Consider the following 14480-nt stretch of genomic DNA (forward strand, 5'->3'; position numbering starts at 1 on the left):
CGCCGGGCTTGTTGTTTGCTATATCACTATCTCGCTATAGCGATCCCGATAATCCTTCGGCGTGCTGCCGTACTCCTTCTTAAACACCGAGTAGAAGTATTGCAGCGACGGATAGCCGCACATCTGCGAAATCTCGTTAATCGACAACGAGGTGGAGATCAGCAGGCTGCGGGCCTTCTCCAGCTTCTCTGCGTGGATCATCGCGTGAATGGTCTCGCCTACCTCCTCCTTAAAGCGCTTCTCCAGGTTCGAGCGGGAGATCCCTACCGCATCCAGCACCTGATCGACCTTAATCCCTTTACAGGCGTGATTGCGAATGTAGTGCATGGCCTGGATCACCGCCGGGTCGTTGAGCGATCGATAGTCCGTCGAACGCCGGGCCACCACCCGCAGCGGCGGCACCAGCAGCCGCTGAAGCGGCATCGCTTCGTTATCCAGCAGGCGGTGCAGCAGCTTCGCCGCCTGGTAGCCCATCTGTCGGGTGCCCTGCGCCACCGATGAGAGTGCCACCCGTGACAGGTAGCGGGTTAGCTCCTCGTTATCGATGCCAATAACGCACAGCTTCTCCGGGACCGGAATATGCAGATGCTCGCACACCTGCAGCACGTGGCGGGCACGGGCGTCGGTCACGGCGATAATACCGGTCTGCGGCGGCAGGGTTTGCAGCCAGTCGGCGAGACGGTTCTGGGCGTGCTGCCAATTCTCTGGGGCCGTCTCCAGACCCTGGTAGACCACGCCGCGGTACTTCTCCTGCGCGACCAGCTGGCAAAAAGCGTACTCCCGTTCCGCCGCCCAGCCTTTGCCGCTGGAGTTGGGCAGGCCATAGAAGGCGAAGCGGTGCACCCCTTTCTCCTTCAAATGCAGAAAGGCGCTCTCGACCAGGGCGTAGTTATCGGTGGCGATGTAGTGCACCGCCGGGTAGTCTTCCGGGCGATGGTAGGAGCCGCCCACGCCGACGATGGGAACATCTACGTCAGCCAGTATGCGTTCGATCTCGCCGTCGTCGAAGTCGGCGATGACCCCGTCCCCTAGCCACTCTTTGATATTGTCGAGGCGGATGCGGAAATCCTCCTCAATGAAGATGTCCCACTCCGACTGGGAAGCCTGAAGATATTCGCCTACGCCTTCAACGACCTGGCGATCGTAGGCTTTATTGGCGTTAAACAGCAGCGTGATACGATGGCGCTTGGCAAACATGTTGATCTCTTTCTGATAAATCACCGTTTCTGATTATCACATTCAGCACAAAGCCGGAGAGATTTTCCCCGGCAGTGTGATCATCCCTGTAAATTGTCCGCTATGTGCGGCGTTTTGTGGCAGAGTCCATCCACACCGCCAGCAGCAGAATGGCTCCCTTGACGATGTACTGCCAGAACGTGGGGACGTCCATCATGCTCATGCCGTTATCCAGCGAGGCCATAATAAAGGCCCCCATCACCGCGCCCGCCACGCTGCCGACTCCGCCCGCGAGGCTAGTGCCGCCGATCACGCAGGCGGCGATGGCATCCAGCTCGGCAATGTTCCCCGCCGAAGGAGAGCCTGCGCCGAGGCGCGAGCTGAGGATCAGCCCGGCGATGGCCACCATCAGGCCGTTGATAGCAAATACCGCCAGCTTGGTGCGCTCAACGTTAATACCCGACAGGCGCGCCGCCTCAATGTTGCCGCCGATGGCGTAGATCCGCCGCCCGAAGGCAGTACGCGTTGCCATAAACATCCCCGCCAGCAGCAGGAAGACCAGCAGCAGCACCGGCGTAGGTACGCCACGGTAGTCGTTGAGCAGCCAGATCGCACCCAGTACCACCACCGCTGTCAGCGCCTGCCTGCCGACCACCATCGTGGAGGCCGACGTTGCCAGCCCCAGCGACTGACGGCGCAGCCGCCCGCGCCACTGCCAGAGCACAAACAGCACCAGCCCCAGCGCGCCGACGCCAAAGCCAAACCCGTCCGGCAGGTAGCTCTGACCAATCTGCGACATCGCCGCGCTGGTGGGCGAGACGGTGGTGCCGTTGGTAATGCCAATCAGCACGCCGCGAAACGCTAGCATCCCCGCGAGAGTAACGATAAACGACGGTACTTTGCGGTACGCTACCCACCAGCCGTTCCAGGTGCCCAGCAGCAGCCCCAGCACCAGCGTTACCGCGATGGTCAGCGGCAGCGGCCAGCCGAGCCAGACGTCAAAGATCGCCGCCGCGCCGCCCAGCAGGCCCATCATTGAACCCACGGAGAGGTCGATCTCGGCAGAGATGATGACAAACACCATCCCCACGGCCAGGATACCGGTGATGGCAGTCTGGCGCAGCAGGTTAGAGATGTTACGCGCGCTCAGGTACGAGCCGTCGGTCATCCAGGTAAAGAAGAGCATGATTGCCACGATGGCGGCAATCATGACAAAGACCTGGAGATTGAGAGATTTTAGCCCGCTAAAGGCCCCGGGAGCCGGGGAGGCGAGCTTAAGTTCAGACGGGTTGCTTTTCGACATGATGTTCGCTCCTCAGCGCCGCTTCCATAACCTGTTCCTGGGTCAGATGATGATTGATGAGATTGGCCTTGAGCCGGCCTTCATGCATTACCAGCACCCGATCGCTCAGCCCCAGCACCTCCGGCAGCTCGGATGAGATCACGATGACGGCAATGCCCTGCTGTACCAGCTGGTTAATTAGCTTGTAGATTTCATATTTCGCGCCGATATCGATCCCGCGCGTGGGTTCGTCGAGGATCAGAATGCGCGGATTGAGCAGCAGGCAGCGGGCCAGAATCGCCTTCTGCTGGTTGCCACCGCTGAGGCGGCCAATCGCCAGCTCCGGCGAGGAGGTTTTGACTTTTAACCGTTGGAGTGAACTGAGAATGCACTGCTGCTCGGCGGCATCGTCCAGGGTGCTGAGCGTGCCGGAAAACTGATCCAGCGCCGCCAGGGTAATGTTCTTGCCGACGGCCATCACCGGCACGATGCCATCTTTTTTTCGATCCTCTGGCACCATGGCGATCCCATGGGCGATGGCCTGCTGACAGTTGCTTATCTTCACCGGCTGGCCGTCGATAAACACGCTGCCTTCGTAGCGGCCTGGCCAGACGCCAAACAGACACTGCACGGCCTCGGTGCGCCCAGCGCCGACTAATCCTGCAATGCCTAAGATCTCCCCGCGCCGCAGGGAGAAGGAGACGTCGTTGACCCGCTTGATGTGGCGGTTAACCGGATGCCAGGCGGTAAGGTGCTCCACGCGCAGGATCTCATCCCCCGCCGTATGCGGCTCGCTTGGATAGAGCGCGGTCAGCTCGCGGCCCACCATCATGGTGATAATGGCATCTTCGTTCATGCCCGCCGCGTCGCGCATTCCTACCGGCTTGCCGTCGCGGATCACGCAGATAACGTCGGCTATGGCCTTTACCTCGTTGAGCTTGTGTGAAATGTAGATGCAGGCGATGTCGTGATTTTGCAGGTCGCGGATGATATCCAGTAGCACTGCCGTCTCCTGCTCGGTCAGGGAGGCGGTAGGCTCGTCGAGGATCAGCAGCCGTACCTGCTTGTTGAGCGCCTTAGCGATCTCAACCAGCTGCTGCTGGCCTAAGCCCAGATCGCCCACTCGGGTATCCGGTGAGATGGCGAGGCTGACCTGCTTGAGCAGCTTGTCGCAGCGCAGCGTCATGGCGTCGTAGTCCATCACCCCGTGGTGGGTCAGCTCCGCGCCAAGAAAGATATTCTCCAGCACCGTCAGGTGCTTAACCAGCGCCAGCTCCTGGTGAATAATGGCAATACCCCGGCGTTCGGTATCGCGGATATGGCTGGCGATGAGCGGCTCGCCAGCAAAGAGGATCTCGCCATCGTAGCTGCCGTGTGGGTAGATGCCGCACAGCACCTTCATTAAGGTAGATTTGCCCGAGCCGTTTTCACCGCACAGGGCCAGCACCTCGCCGGCGTTGAGCGCCAGGCTCACGTTATCGACGGCTTTTACCGCCCCGAACGCTTTAGTGATGTTTTTCATTTCCAGTAAATAAGGCATACCTGCTCCGCGTGGATCGTTGGAATAACAGTGCCTAAGGGCGCTCCCCCGGTGTGCCGGGGGAGGATGTGATGCTTACAGCTCGCTTTTCTTGTGGAATCCGTCTTTCACTACGGTGGCGTCGATATTCTCTTTATTCACTTCGATAGGCGTCAGCAGGCGGGCAGGGACATCCTTCAGGCCGTTATTTAACGAGGTGTCGGCTTTTGGCTGCTGGCCATTTCCCAGCTCGACGGCGATTTCAGCGGCGGTATTCGCCAGCTCGGTGATGGGCTTATAGACGGTCATGGTCTGGCTACCGTTCATAATACGTTTAATCCCGGCAAGGTCGGCATCCTGACCGGAGATCGCGACTTTGCCCGCCAGCCCTTGGGCGCTGAGGGCCTGGATTGCGCCGCCTGCGGTAGCGTCGTTCGAGGCGACAACCGCATCGATTTTGTTATTGTTGGCAGTCAGGGCGTTTTCCATAATTTTCAACGCGTTTTCCGGCAGCCAGCCGTCGGCCCACTGGTCGCCTACCACTTTAATTTTACCGCTGTCGATATAGGGTTTTAATACTTTCATCTGACCCGCCCGGAACAGCTTGGCGTTATTATCCACCGGTGAGCCGCCCATCAGGAAATAGTTCCCCTCAGGCACCTTTTTCACCAGGCTCTGCGCCTGCATTTCTCCTACTTTTTCATTATCGAAGGAGATATAAAAATCGATATCAGCATTATTGATCATGCGATCGTAGGCTAATACTTTAATACCCTCCTGCTTGGCCTCTTTTACCACATTACTTAAAACCTGGCCGTTGTAGGGAATAATCACCAGCACGTCAACGCCGCGGTTGATCATATTTTCAATTTGCGACATCTGGGTCTCTTCGTTACCGTTGGCCGACTGGACAAACACTTCTGCCCCCAGCGATTCAGCTTTTTTAACAAAGATATCGCGATCTTTTTGCCAGCGTTCGAGACGCAGATCGTCAATGGCCATCCCAATCTTGACCTCTTTAGCATGGCTCGCGACGCTGGCAAGCAGCAGCGAGGCGCAAAGCGTAAGGCAAAGGTTCTTTATCTTCATAATATTAATACCTTTTGTAGGGTTATCGGGCTTGAGATAAAAGAAACATGCACAGCGACAGACGTAGCAAATTTTTAACATCTTATTGCGGGCTGGCAATTACTGATTTTTATCTTCCGATTACGTTTTTTGGTTTATTTCCTAATTTATGACCGCGATCTTATTTTAAGCCGCTAAATGAATATTTGAGAGCCAGCGCACGTTTGTGCATTCTCTCAATAGCAGTGTGAAATAACGTAATTGAGCAACGCCCGGCGAATATCCACTATTAATGCCAATGATACCCCCTGCCGCAGACATTGATTATGGAGCTGAATATGCAAGCCTATTTCGACCAACTTGACCGCGTTCGCTATGAAGGCCCGAAAACTGCCAATCCGTTGGCCTTTCGCCACTACAACCCGGACGAACTCGTGCTGGGCAAGCGCATGGAAGATCATCTGCGTTTTGCCGCCTGCTACTGGCACACCTTCTGCTGGACCGGGGCGGATATGTTTGGCGTCGGCGCGTTCGAGCGCCCGTGGCAGCAGGCTGGCGATGCGCTGGCGTTGGCAAAACGCAAAGCCGACGTGGCCTTTGAATTTTTCCACAAGCTTAACGTTCCCTACTACTGCTTCCATGATGTGGATGTCTCTCCGGAGGGCGCATCGCTGAAGGAGTATCTCAATAACTTTGCCACCATGACCGACATTCTGGCCGAGAAGCAGCAGCAGAGCGGCGTGAAGCTGCTGTGGGGTACGGCGAACTGCTTCACCCATCCACGCTACGGCGCGGGTGCGGCGACCAACCCGGACCCAGAGGTCTTTAGCTGGGCCGCAACCCAGGTGGTTACCGCCATGAACGCTACCCATAAGCTGGGCGGCGAGAACTACGTGCTGTGGGGCGGCCGGGAAGGGTACGAAACGCTGCTCAATACCGATCTGCGCCAGGAGCGTGAACAGATCGGCCGCTTTATGCAGATGGTGGTCGAGCACAAACACAAAATTGGCTTCCAGGGCACGCTGCTGATCGAGCCGAAGCCGCAGGAGCCGACCAAACATCAGTACGATTACGATGTGGCCACGGTCTACGGCTTCCTCAAGCAGTTCGGCCTTGAGAAAGAGATCAAGGTCAATATCGAAGCCAACCACGCCACGCTGGCTGGGCACTCCTTCCATCACGAAATCGCTTCCGCCATTGCGCTGGGCATTTTCGGCTCCGTTGATGCCAACCGCGGCGACATGCAGCTGGGCTGGGATACGGACCAGTTCCCGAACAGTGTCGAAGAGAACGCCCTGGTGATGTATGAGATCGTGAAGGCGGGGGGCTTTATCACCGGTGGCCTCAACTTCGATGCCAAAGTACGCCGCCAGAGCACCGACAAATACGATCTGTTCTATGGCCACATTGGCGCGATGGACACCATGGCGCTGGCGCTGAAGGTGGCGGCCCGTATGATCGAAGATGGCGAGCTGGATAAGCGCGTGGCGAAACGCTATGCGGGCTGGAATGGTGAGCTGGGCCAGCAGATCCTGAAAGGGCAGCTTACGCTGACCGAGCTGGCGAAGTACGCTGAACAGCAAAATCTGGCCCCGCAGCACCAGAGCGGTCACCAGGAGCTGCTGGAGAATCTGGTTAACCACTATATTTTTGATAAATAGTCAGCAATGCCCGGTGGTGCTGCGCTTACCGGGCCTACGATCCTGTAGGCCGGGCAAACGCAGTGCCGCCCGGCGTTTTCAAGGGAGTCACTGCTATGTATATCGGCATCGATCTGGGCACGTCGGGTGTAAAAGCCATCCTGCTGAACGAGCAGGGCGAGATGCTGGCTTCGCACACCGAGAAGCTTTCTGTCTCACGTCCGCATCCGCTCTGGTCAGAACAGGATCCCGAGCAGTGGTGGCTGGCGACGGATCGCGCGTTAACGGCGCTGGCACAGCAGCAGCCGCTGTCCAGCGTCAAGGCTATCGGCATTGCCGGGCAGATGCACGGCGCAACGCTGCTGGACCGCGACGACCGCATTCTGCGTCCGGCCATTCTGTGGAACGACGGTCGCTGTGCAGAGGAGTGCGCCCTGCTGGAAGCGGCGGTGCCTGACTCGCGGCAGATTACTGGCAATCTGATGATGCCCGGCTTTACCGCCCCCAAGCTGCTGTGGGTTAAACGCCACGAGCCGGAGGTGTTTGCCCAGGTGGCGAAGGTACTGCTGCCGAAAGATTATCTGCGTCTGCGCATGACCGGGGAGTACGCCAGCGATATGTCCGACGCGGCGGGAACCCTATGGCTGGACGTTGCCAAACGCGACTGGAGTGATGAGATGCTGGCCGCCTGCGGCCTCTCTCGGGATAACATGCCCGCCCTGTTTGAGGGCAGTGAGATCACCGGCACCCTGCTGCCGGAGGTCGCTGCCGGATGGGGAATGTCTGCCGTGCCGGTGGTGGCCGGAGGCGGAGATAACGCTGCGGGTGCGGTCGGCGTTGGCATGGCGGACGCCGGGCAGGCAATGCTCTCCCTGGGCACCTCAGGGGTCTACTTCGCGGTCAGCAACGGTTTTCTTAGCCGGCCCGAAAGCGCCGTGCACAGCTTCTGCCATGCGCTACCCAATCGCTGGCACCTGATGTCGGTGATGCTCAGTGCCGCCTCCTGTCTCGACTGGGCGGCTTCGCTCACCGGGCTGGGGTCGGTCTCTGAGCTGATTGCCGCGGCGGAGCAGGCAGACGAGCAGGCGGGCGACCTTTGGTTTTTACCCTATCTCTCCGGGGAGCGTACTCCGCACAACAACCCGCAGGCGAAGGGCGTGTTCTTTGGCCTGACGCATCAGCACGGACAGCGCGAACTGGCCCGGGCGGTACTGGAGGGGGTTGGCTATGCGCTGGCGGACGGGATGGATGCGGTACACGCCTGCGGCGTCACGCCGAAGAGCATCACGCTGATCGGCGGCGGGGCGCGCAGCGCCTACTGGCGGCAGATGCTGGCGGATATTAGCGGTCAGCAGCTCGACTACCGCACCGGCGGCGATGTCGGTCCGGCGCTGGGCGCGGCGCGGCTGGCGCAGATTGCCGTTAACCCCCAGACGGCGCTGGCAGATCTCCTCCCGCAGCTGCCGCTGGAGCAGGCCCATCATCCGGATGCAGAGCGCCATCAGGCCTATGCCCCCCGACGCGAGACCTTCCGCAAAATTTATCAGCAGTTGTTACCGTTGATGTCGTGATCCCTGGGCCCGGCAAGCGTTAGCGCCGCCGGGCGTTATTAACTCACAAACCGACGCGTATCAACGCGTTGTAACAGCATCGACAGCAGCAGGCTAATTACCACCGTCACGCTGAAAATCCACACGATATCCGGCACTGGCCAGGGCAGCTCGACGCCACGGGTGCGCAGGGCGTGGATCACCAGGGCGTGAAAGCCGTAGATCCCCAGCGAATGGCGGGAAATCAATCCCAGACCAGGCAGCGGGCGCGTGTTGAGCCTGTTTTTCACCAGCGTCAGCAGCGAGACCGCGCAGATAAACACCATCGGGCCGCAGTAAACATACCAGGTATCGGCGAAGTCGCCGCGCCACCGTAGCTCATAGAGGGTGCCGCGCGAGATGATCGCCACCGCGATGACAAACAGCGCCCCGCAGATCCAGCTGAGATACTTTTTATCGGTGTCCATCATGCCGATAGCGCGGCCGAGCAGGCCGTAAAGTACGTAGTAGAAGGTATCCCCGGCGATATAGAGATTAACCGGCAGCCACTCCACGCCGCCCGCTTTCAGCGGCACGGTATTGGGGTTCGCCACAATACCCAGCACCACCATCAGCGCCAGCAGCATCTTGCCGCTGACGTTTTTCACCTGAATCAGCGGCGAGACGAGGTAGATCACCACGATGGCGAAGAAAAACCACAGGTGGTAGAACGCCGGCTTCTGCAGCATATTGCGCAGGCTCAGTTCGACGTTGATCGAGGTAAATAGCGTGATGTAGAGCAGAGCGATGGCGCTGTAGAAGAGCAGACAGAGCGCGATACGCAGAAAGTGGCGCGGCTGGGCGCTGCGTTCGCCAAAGAAGAGGTAGCCGGAGATCATAAAGAAGAGCGGAACGCTGACCCGCGAGGCCGAATTGAGGACGTTGGCGATATCCCAGTTGAGCAGGCTAATGCTCTGCGCATCCGTAATGTATCCGCTGGTGGTGTGGATCATCACCACCATTAAGCAGGCGATCCCGCGTAGGTTATCAATCCAGCTGATTTTTGACGCCATCCGACTCTCTTTCTCCTGCTAGCAATGACACAGCGATAACCATGTGTTATCTAATAGATAACATAACAGCCAGCTCATCCTGCGGGGATTAAAATGATGACAAAGTGTTGCATAACGGCGCTGATTTTTCTGCTTGTTGGCTGCGGCTCGACGCAGCAGGCTGCCGTGCAACCTGTTCATCAGCCGAAGGTGAGCCCGGCCACCACTCTGAGCATGGAGCAGCTCTGCCGTGAGACCGCGGCGCAGCGTTACAATACCCGCGAACAGAGCATTGCGGTCACCGGGATGGTGCAGTTTCAGGCCAGCTATGAGATGCGCGGCCTGACGCCGCGGGAAGAGCGTTTCGTCTGCGCGTTCGATCCTGATGGGCAATTTTTACACCTTTCCATGCGTTAGCAGGCCAATTTTCCCAAACAACCCCGTTTCGTACTGTATATCTTGCGGTCAATGGGTATACTGGCTGCTTCCTTTAAATCCACACGTATCCAGCACGAAATAATATGCAAAAGTTTGATACCCGGACCTTCCAGGGCCTGATCCTGACCTTACAGGATTACTGGGCTCGCCAGGGCTGCACCATTGTTCAACCGTTGGACATGGAAGTTGGCGCAGGCACCTCCCATCCTATGACCTGCCTGCGTGCGCTCGGCCCGGAGCCGATGGCCGCTGCCTACGTGCAGCCGTCACGCCGTCCGACCGATGGCCGCTATGGTGAAAACCCGAACCGCTTACAGCACTACTATCAGTTCCAGGTGGTTATCAAGCCGTCGCCGGACAACATTCAGGAGCTGTACCTCGGATCGCTGAAAGAGCTGGGTATGGATCCGACCATTCATGACATTCGCTTCGTCGAAGATAACTGGGAAAACCCGACCCTGGGTGCCTGGGGTCTCGGCTGGGAAGTGTGGCTGAACGGCATGGAAGTGACGCAGTTCACCTACTTCCAGCAGGTTGGCGGTCTGGAGTGTAAGCCGGTAACCGGTGAGATCACCTACGGTCTTGAGCGCCTGGCGATGTACATTCAGGGCGTAGACAGCGTTTACGACCTGGTATGGAGCGACGGCCCGCTGGGTAAAACCACCTACGGCGACGTGTTCCACCAGAACGAAGTGGAGCAGTCCACCTATAACTTCGAACACGCCGACGTCGACTTCCTCTTCACCTGCTTCGAGCAGTATGAGAAAGAGGCTCAGCAGCTGCTGGCGCTGGAAAATCCGCTCCCGCTGCCTGCTTACGAACGTATTCTGAAGGCCGCCCACAGCTTTAACCTGCTGGACGCGCGTAAGGCCATCTCCGTGACGGAGCGTCAGCGCTATATTCTGCGCATTCGCACGCTGACCAAGGCCGTTGCCGAGGCTTACTACGCGTCCCGTGAAGCCCTTGGCTTCCCGATGTGCAACCGAAACAAATAAGAGGCGGCCATGTCTGAGAAAACTTTTCTGGTGGAGATTGGCACTGAAGAGCTGCCACCAAAAGCCCTGCGCAGCCTGGCAGAGTCCTTTGCTGCAAACGTTACTGCCGAGCTGGATGCAGCCGGCCTTACCCACGGCAGCGTAGAGTGGTTTGCCGCTCCGCGTCGTCTGGCGCTGAAAGTGGCTAACCTTGCGGCGGCTCAGCCAGATCGCGAAGTTGAAAAACGTGGCCCGGCGATCTCCCAGGCGTTTGACGCCGAGGGTAAACCGAGCAAAGCAGCAGAGGGCTGGGCGCGTGGCTGCGGTATTACCGTAGACCAGGCCGAGCGTCTGACCACTGATAAAGGCGAGTGGCTGCTCTATCGCGCCCATGTGAAAGGCGAAAGCGCGCAGGCGCTGCTGCCCAACATGATCGCCACGGCACTGACCAAGCTGCCGATCCCAAAACTGATGCGCTGGGGCGCAAGCGACGTGCAGTTTGTCCGTCCGGTGCACACCGTGACCCTGCTGCTGGGCAGCGACGTCATTCCGGCCACTATTCTGGGCATCGACTCCGATCGCGTGATCCGCGGCCATCGCTTTATGGGCGAGCCGGAGTTCACCATCGACGATGCCGACCAGTATCCGCAGATCCTGCTGGAGCGCGGCAAGGTGATGGCCGACTACGAGCAGCGTAAAGCCAAAATCAAAGCGGACGCCGAAGCGGCGGCGCGCCAGATTGGCGGCAACGCTGACCTGAGCGAAAGCCTGCTGGAAGAGGTTGCCTCACTGGTAGAGTGGCCGGTGGTGCTGACCGCGACCTTCGAAGAGAAGTTCCTCGCCGTGCCGGCCGAGGCGCTGGTCTACACCATGAAGGGCGACCAGAAGTACTTCCCAGTCTACGCCAACGACGGCAAGCTGCTGCCGAACTTTATCTTCGTCTCCAACATTGAGTCGAAAGATCCGCAGCAGATCATCTCCGGTAACGAGAAGGTAGTGCGCCCACGTCTGGCTGACGCCGAGTTCTTCTTCAATACCGACCGCAAGAAACGTCTTGAAGACCATCTGCCGCGCCTGCAAACCGTGCTGTTCCAGCAGCAGCTGGGCACCCTGCGCGACAAGACCGATCGCATCATGGCGCTCTCCGGCTGGATTGCCGCCCAGATTGGTGCCGACGTGACTCACGCCGAGCGTGCGGGCCTGCTCTCCAAGTGCGACCTGATGACCAACATGGTGTTTGAGTTTACCGACACCCAGGGCGTGATGGGGATGCACTATGCCCGTCACGATGGCGAAGCCGAAGAGGTGGCCGTTGCGCTGAACGAGCAGTACCAGCCGCGCTTTGCCGGTGACGCGCTGCCGTCTAACCTGGTGGCCTGTGCGGTCGCCATCGCCGATAAGATGGATACCCTGGCGGGCATCTTTGGCATCGGCCAGCATCCGAAAGGCGACAAAGATCCGTTTGCGCTGCGTCGTGCCGCGCTGGGCGTGCTGCGTATCATCGTTGAGAAGAACCTCAACCTCGATCTGCAAACCCTCACCGAGGAAGCGGTGCGCCTGTACGGCGACAAGCTAACCAACGCCAAGGTAGTGGATGAGGTGATCGACTTTATGCTGGGCCGCTTCCGCGCCTGGTATCAGGACGAAGGCTACACCGTGGATACCATCCAGGCGGTGCTGGCGCGTCGTCCGACCCGTCCGGCAGACTTTGACGCCCGCATGAAGGCGGTCTCGCACTTCCGCTCCCTGCCAGAAGCTGCGGCGCTGGCGGCGGCGAACAAGCGCGTCTCCAATATCCTGGCCAAGTCCAGCGAGCCGCTGAACGATATCGTTCACGCATCGGTTCTGAAAGAGGCGGCGGAGATCCGTCTGGCAGGCCATCTGGTGGTGCTGCGCGATAAGCTTCAGCCGTTCTTCGCGGAAGGGCGTTATCAGGAAGCGCTGATCGAGCTGGCGTCACTGCGTGAGCCGGTGGATGAGTTCTTCGAGCAGGTGATGGTGAACGCGGATGATAAAGACGTACGTAGCAACCGCCTGACGCTGCTGTCGAAGCTGCGGGAGCTGTTCCTGCAGGTAGCGGATATTTCGCTGCTGCAGTAATTTCGCCAGGCTATAGAAACCAAAAACCCGCCGCTGGCGGGTTTATTTTTTTTATCAAACAGGTAAAGCGGGCAAAAATCACTCCATCAGCTCTCGGCTGAGACGTGGGTTTGCCTGAATCAATCGCATCAGTTTTAACTCGGTGGGGGAAGGTTTTACTCGTTTAGATTCCCACTCACGCACCATCGCTACGCTTACGCCCATCACCCGGGCAAAATCATCAATTTTCAGGCCAGTGCCCTTACGCAGTTTCTCGAATTCGCTAAACGGATTCGGTTTTTGGATGTGACTTACTTTTCGAGATTCATCTTTAAAAACAATTTGTTCCAGGCTGCTAAGCAGCTCAATCATTGGATCTTTGTATTCCATCGAATACTCCTCATAAAACACACCGCGAGGTCGTGAACAGCACAGAGAGATTTAAGAATAGTCGCTAAAAAATAACCCGGTGGTTGGATGAGATAATTATTTGCCATACAAATCATTTTTACGCACCTGCCGTGCATAGCTATGTCACTTTTCGCGACCTAACAGATTGATTTCTCTGCCTGCATTTCCAGACGAAAATTTTCGTCAATGCTTTGCAAAAAAAACGCTAACCACCCCGCCGCGTCTTTTCTTCCGACGCTGATTTTCCCCACATGATTGCAACGAAAGGGGTATCTTGCGCGGCTCACCTGGACTATCCTTGTCAGCGTCAGGCACACGTGTGCCGGTGTGCGCTTTTTTTGGGTGAAAGGAGTAATAAAATGGCGACAGGAAAGTCCTGCTCTCGCTGGTTCGCGCCTCTTGCGGCGTTATTAATGGTAGTTAGCCTGAGTGGGTGTTTTGATAAAGAGGGCGATCAGCGCAAGGCGTTTATCGATTTTCTGCAAAATACAGCGATGCGTAGCGGTGAGCGACTCCCGACGCTGACTGCCGATCAGAAAAAGCAGTTCGGCCCCTTCGTGTCGGATTATGCCATTCTGTATGGCTACTCCCAGCAGGTTAATCAGGCGATGGATGCCGGTCTGCGTCCCGTGGTAGATAGCGTGAACGCCATCCGCGTCCCACAGGATTATATGACCCAGCGCGAGCCGCTGCGTCAGGCTAACGGCTCCCTGGGCGTGTTGAGCCAGCAGCTACAGAATGCCAAAGTGCAGGCCGATGCCTCTCGCTCTGCATTAAAACTGAACGATGATCTGAAACCGGTCTATGATCAGGTATATGAGAAAGTCGTGACCCAGCCGGCTAACGCGTTACAGCCGCTGATCCCGGCGGCGCAGGTCTTTACCCAGCAGCTGGTACAGGTGGGTGATTTTATTGCCCAGCAGGAGGCGCAGGTGAGCTTTGTTGCCAACGGCATTCAGTTCCCGACCTCTCAGCAGGCCAGCCAGTATAATTCGCTGATTGGGCCGCTGGCCTCCCAGCATCAGGCGTTTACGCAGGCCTGGAGCGCGGCAGTGAACGCGACGCAGTAACGCGCGTGCATCTTGGTGTCCCCGTCTGCGGGCGGGGGCATTGTAATGATTCGTAAGTAAAACAATTAGTGCTTGCCATGACGTCTGTAAAATGAGTTAATGCGTCATCGGTTTGATATACAGACCTTAAAGCAGTTTAGTAAAGCAGTCCCCTTCAAGAGTTATCATAGATACTCCTCGTAGTGAGCTCTCCTTTATCGCTTAAAAAATCTGTAAAGCACGCCATAGCGCCGGAAGGCAAA

Annotated in this window: 12 protein-coding genes; 6 read left to right on the forward strand and 6 right to left on the reverse strand. The window is 57.9% G+C overall.

Annotation, left to right across the window (positions count from 1 at the left end; all coding sequences use genetic code 11):
* Nucleotides 1-18: 18 nt before the first annotated feature.
* The 4 genes from xylR to xylF form a co-directional block, all read right to left on the reverse strand.
* Nucleotides 19-1197, reverse strand: coding sequence for a D-xylose utilization transcriptional activator XylR (gene xylR / locus FN633_RS03185; RefSeq protein WP_154058807.1), 1179 nt, complete (start codon nt 1195-1197; stop codon nt 19-21).
* 100 nt (nt 1198-1297) lie between these two features.
* On the reverse strand, nt 1298-2479 hold the full coding sequence (gene xylH / locus FN633_RS03190; protein WP_042393971.1) for a xylose ABC transporter permease XylH: 1182 nt from the start codon (nt 2477-2479) through the stop codon (nt 1298-1300).
* Nucleotides 2457-3998: a xylose ABC transporter ATP-binding protein gene (locus FN633_RS03195; RefSeq protein WP_154056708.1), complete on the reverse strand. Its 1542-nt coding sequence runs from the start codon at nt 3996-3998 to the stop codon at nt 2457-2459. The genes xylH and FN633_RS03195 overlap by 23 nt, the downstream gene beginning before the upstream one ends.
* Before the next feature lie 75 nt (nt 3999-4073).
* A complete protein-coding gene (gene xylF, locus FN633_RS03200) occupies nt 4074-5066 on the reverse strand; it encodes a D-xylose ABC transporter substrate-binding protein (protein ID WP_042393979.1) in 993 nt (330 codons plus the stop codon).
* Between the two features lie 317 nt (nt 5067-5383).
* Between xylF and xylA the strand changes: the two genes are divergently transcribed.
* Nucleotides 5384-6706 carry a xylose isomerase gene (xylA, locus tag FN633_RS03205; RefSeq protein WP_042394153.1) on the forward strand — a complete coding sequence of 441 codons (1323 nt, stop codon included), beginning with the start codon at nt 5384-5386 and terminating at the stop codon, nt 6704-6706.
* Nucleotides 6707-6801: 95 nt separating this feature from the next.
* Nucleotides 6802-8256: a xylulokinase gene (gene xylB, locus FN633_RS03210; RefSeq protein ID WP_154056709.1), complete on the forward strand. Its 1455-nt coding sequence runs from the start codon at nt 6802-6804 to the stop codon at nt 8254-8256.
* A gap of 38 nt (nt 8257-8294) precedes the next feature.
* On the opposite strand, the gene FN633_RS03215 is transcribed toward xylB, so the two are convergent.
* The gene (locus FN633_RS03215) at nt 8295-9287 is read right to left on the reverse strand and encodes an acyltransferase (RefSeq protein ID WP_154056710.1); all 993 of its coding nucleotides are present in this window, start codon (nt 9285-9287) and stop codon (nt 8295-8297) included.
* Nucleotides 9288-9380: 93 nt separating this feature from the next.
* On the opposite strand from FN633_RS03215, the gene FN633_RS03220 reads away from it, so the two are divergent.
* The 3 genes from FN633_RS03220 to glyS all read left to right on the forward strand — a co-directional run bounded on the left by FN633_RS03220 (nt 9381) and on the right by glyS (nt 12778).
* Nucleotides 9381-9683: a YsaB family lipoprotein gene (locus FN633_RS03220; RefSeq protein WP_154056711.1), complete on the forward strand. Its 303-nt coding sequence runs from the start codon at nt 9381-9383 to the stop codon at nt 9681-9683.
* A 104-nt stretch (nt 9684-9787) separates the two neighbouring features.
* On the forward strand, nt 9788-10699 hold the full coding sequence (gene glyQ / locus FN633_RS03225; protein ID WP_042393986.1) for a glycine--tRNA ligase subunit alpha: 912 nt from the start codon (nt 9788-9790) through the stop codon (nt 10697-10699).
* 9 nt (nt 10700-10708) lie between these two features.
* Nucleotides 10709-12778, forward strand: a complete 2070-nt coding sequence (glyS, locus tag FN633_RS03230) for a glycine--tRNA ligase subunit beta (RefSeq protein ID WP_154056712.1) — start codon at nt 10709-10711, stop codon at nt 12776-12778.
* Nucleotides 12779-12856: 78 nt separating this feature from the next.
* Here the strand turns inward: glyS and FN633_RS03235 are convergent, their stop codons facing one another.
* Nucleotides 12857-13147 carry an HTH-type transcriptional regulator gene (locus FN633_RS03235; protein ID WP_154056713.1) on the reverse strand — a complete coding sequence of 97 codons (291 nt, stop codon included), beginning with the start codon at nt 13145-13147 and terminating at the stop codon, nt 12857-12859.
* A 380-nt stretch (nt 13148-13527) separates the two neighbouring features.
* Here FN633_RS03235 and FN633_RS03240 point away from each other — a divergent pair, with 380 nt between their 5' ends.
* Nucleotides 13528-14238 (forward strand): DUF3053 domain-containing protein, encoded by a 711-nt coding sequence (locus FN633_RS03240; protein WP_103820452.1) that lies wholly within the window; start codon nt 13528-13530, stop codon nt 14236-14238.
* The last annotated feature ends 242 nt before the right edge of the window (nt 14239-14480 follow it).

Origin of the sequence: Pseudescherichia vulneris, assembly GCF_902164725.1 — a bacterium.
GTDB classification, from domain to species: domain Bacteria; phylum Pseudomonadota; class Gammaproteobacteria; order Enterobacterales; family Enterobacteriaceae; genus Pseudescherichia; species Pseudescherichia vulneris.

What these genes read in the sequence shown, in the direction of transcription:
- xylB (WP_154056709.1), top strand. Translation starts at nt 6,802, where the DNA reads ATGTATATCGGCATCGATCTGGGCACGTCGGGTGTAAAAGCCATCCTG.
- xylH (WP_042393971.1), bottom strand. Translation starts at nt 2,479, where the DNA reads ATGTCGAAAAGCAACCCGTCTGAACTTAAGCTCGCCTCCCCGGCTCCC.
- xylF (WP_042393979.1), bottom strand. Translation starts at nt 5,066, where the DNA reads ATGAAGATAAAGAACCTTTGCCTTACGCTTTGCGCCTCGCTGCTGCTT.
- xylA (WP_042394153.1), top strand. Translation starts at nt 5,384, where the DNA reads ATGCAAGCCTATTTCGACCAACTTGACCGCGTTCGCTATGAAGGCCCG.
- FN633_RS03195 (WP_154056708.1), bottom strand. Translation starts at nt 3,998, where the DNA reads ATGCCTTATTTACTGGAAATGAAAAACATCACTAAAGCGTTCGGGGCG.
- xylR (WP_154058807.1), bottom strand. Translation starts at nt 1,197, where the DNA reads ATGTTTGCCAAGCGCCATCGTATCACGCTGCTGTTTAACGCCAATAAA.
- glyQ (WP_042393986.1), top strand. Translation starts at nt 9,788, where the DNA reads ATGCAAAAGTTTGATACCCGGACCTTCCAGGGCCTGATCCTGACCTTA.
- FN633_RS03240 (WP_103820452.1), top strand. Translation starts at nt 13,528, where the DNA reads ATGGCGACAGGAAAGTCCTGCTCTCGCTGGTTCGCGCCTCTTGCGGCG.
- glyS (WP_154056712.1), top strand. Translation starts at nt 10,709, where the DNA reads ATGTCTGAGAAAACTTTTCTGGTGGAGATTGGCACTGAAGAGCTGCCA.
- FN633_RS03220 (WP_154056711.1), top strand. Translation starts at nt 9,381, where the DNA reads ATGATGACAAAGTGTTGCATAACGGCGCTGATTTTTCTGCTTGTTGGC.
- FN633_RS03235 (WP_154056713.1), bottom strand. Translation starts at nt 13,147, where the DNA reads ATGGAATACAAAGATCCAATGATTGAGCTGCTTAGCAGCCTGGAACAA.
- FN633_RS03215 (WP_154056710.1), bottom strand. Translation starts at nt 9,287, where the DNA reads ATGGCGTCAAAAATCAGCTGGATTGATAACCTACGCGGGATCGCCTGC.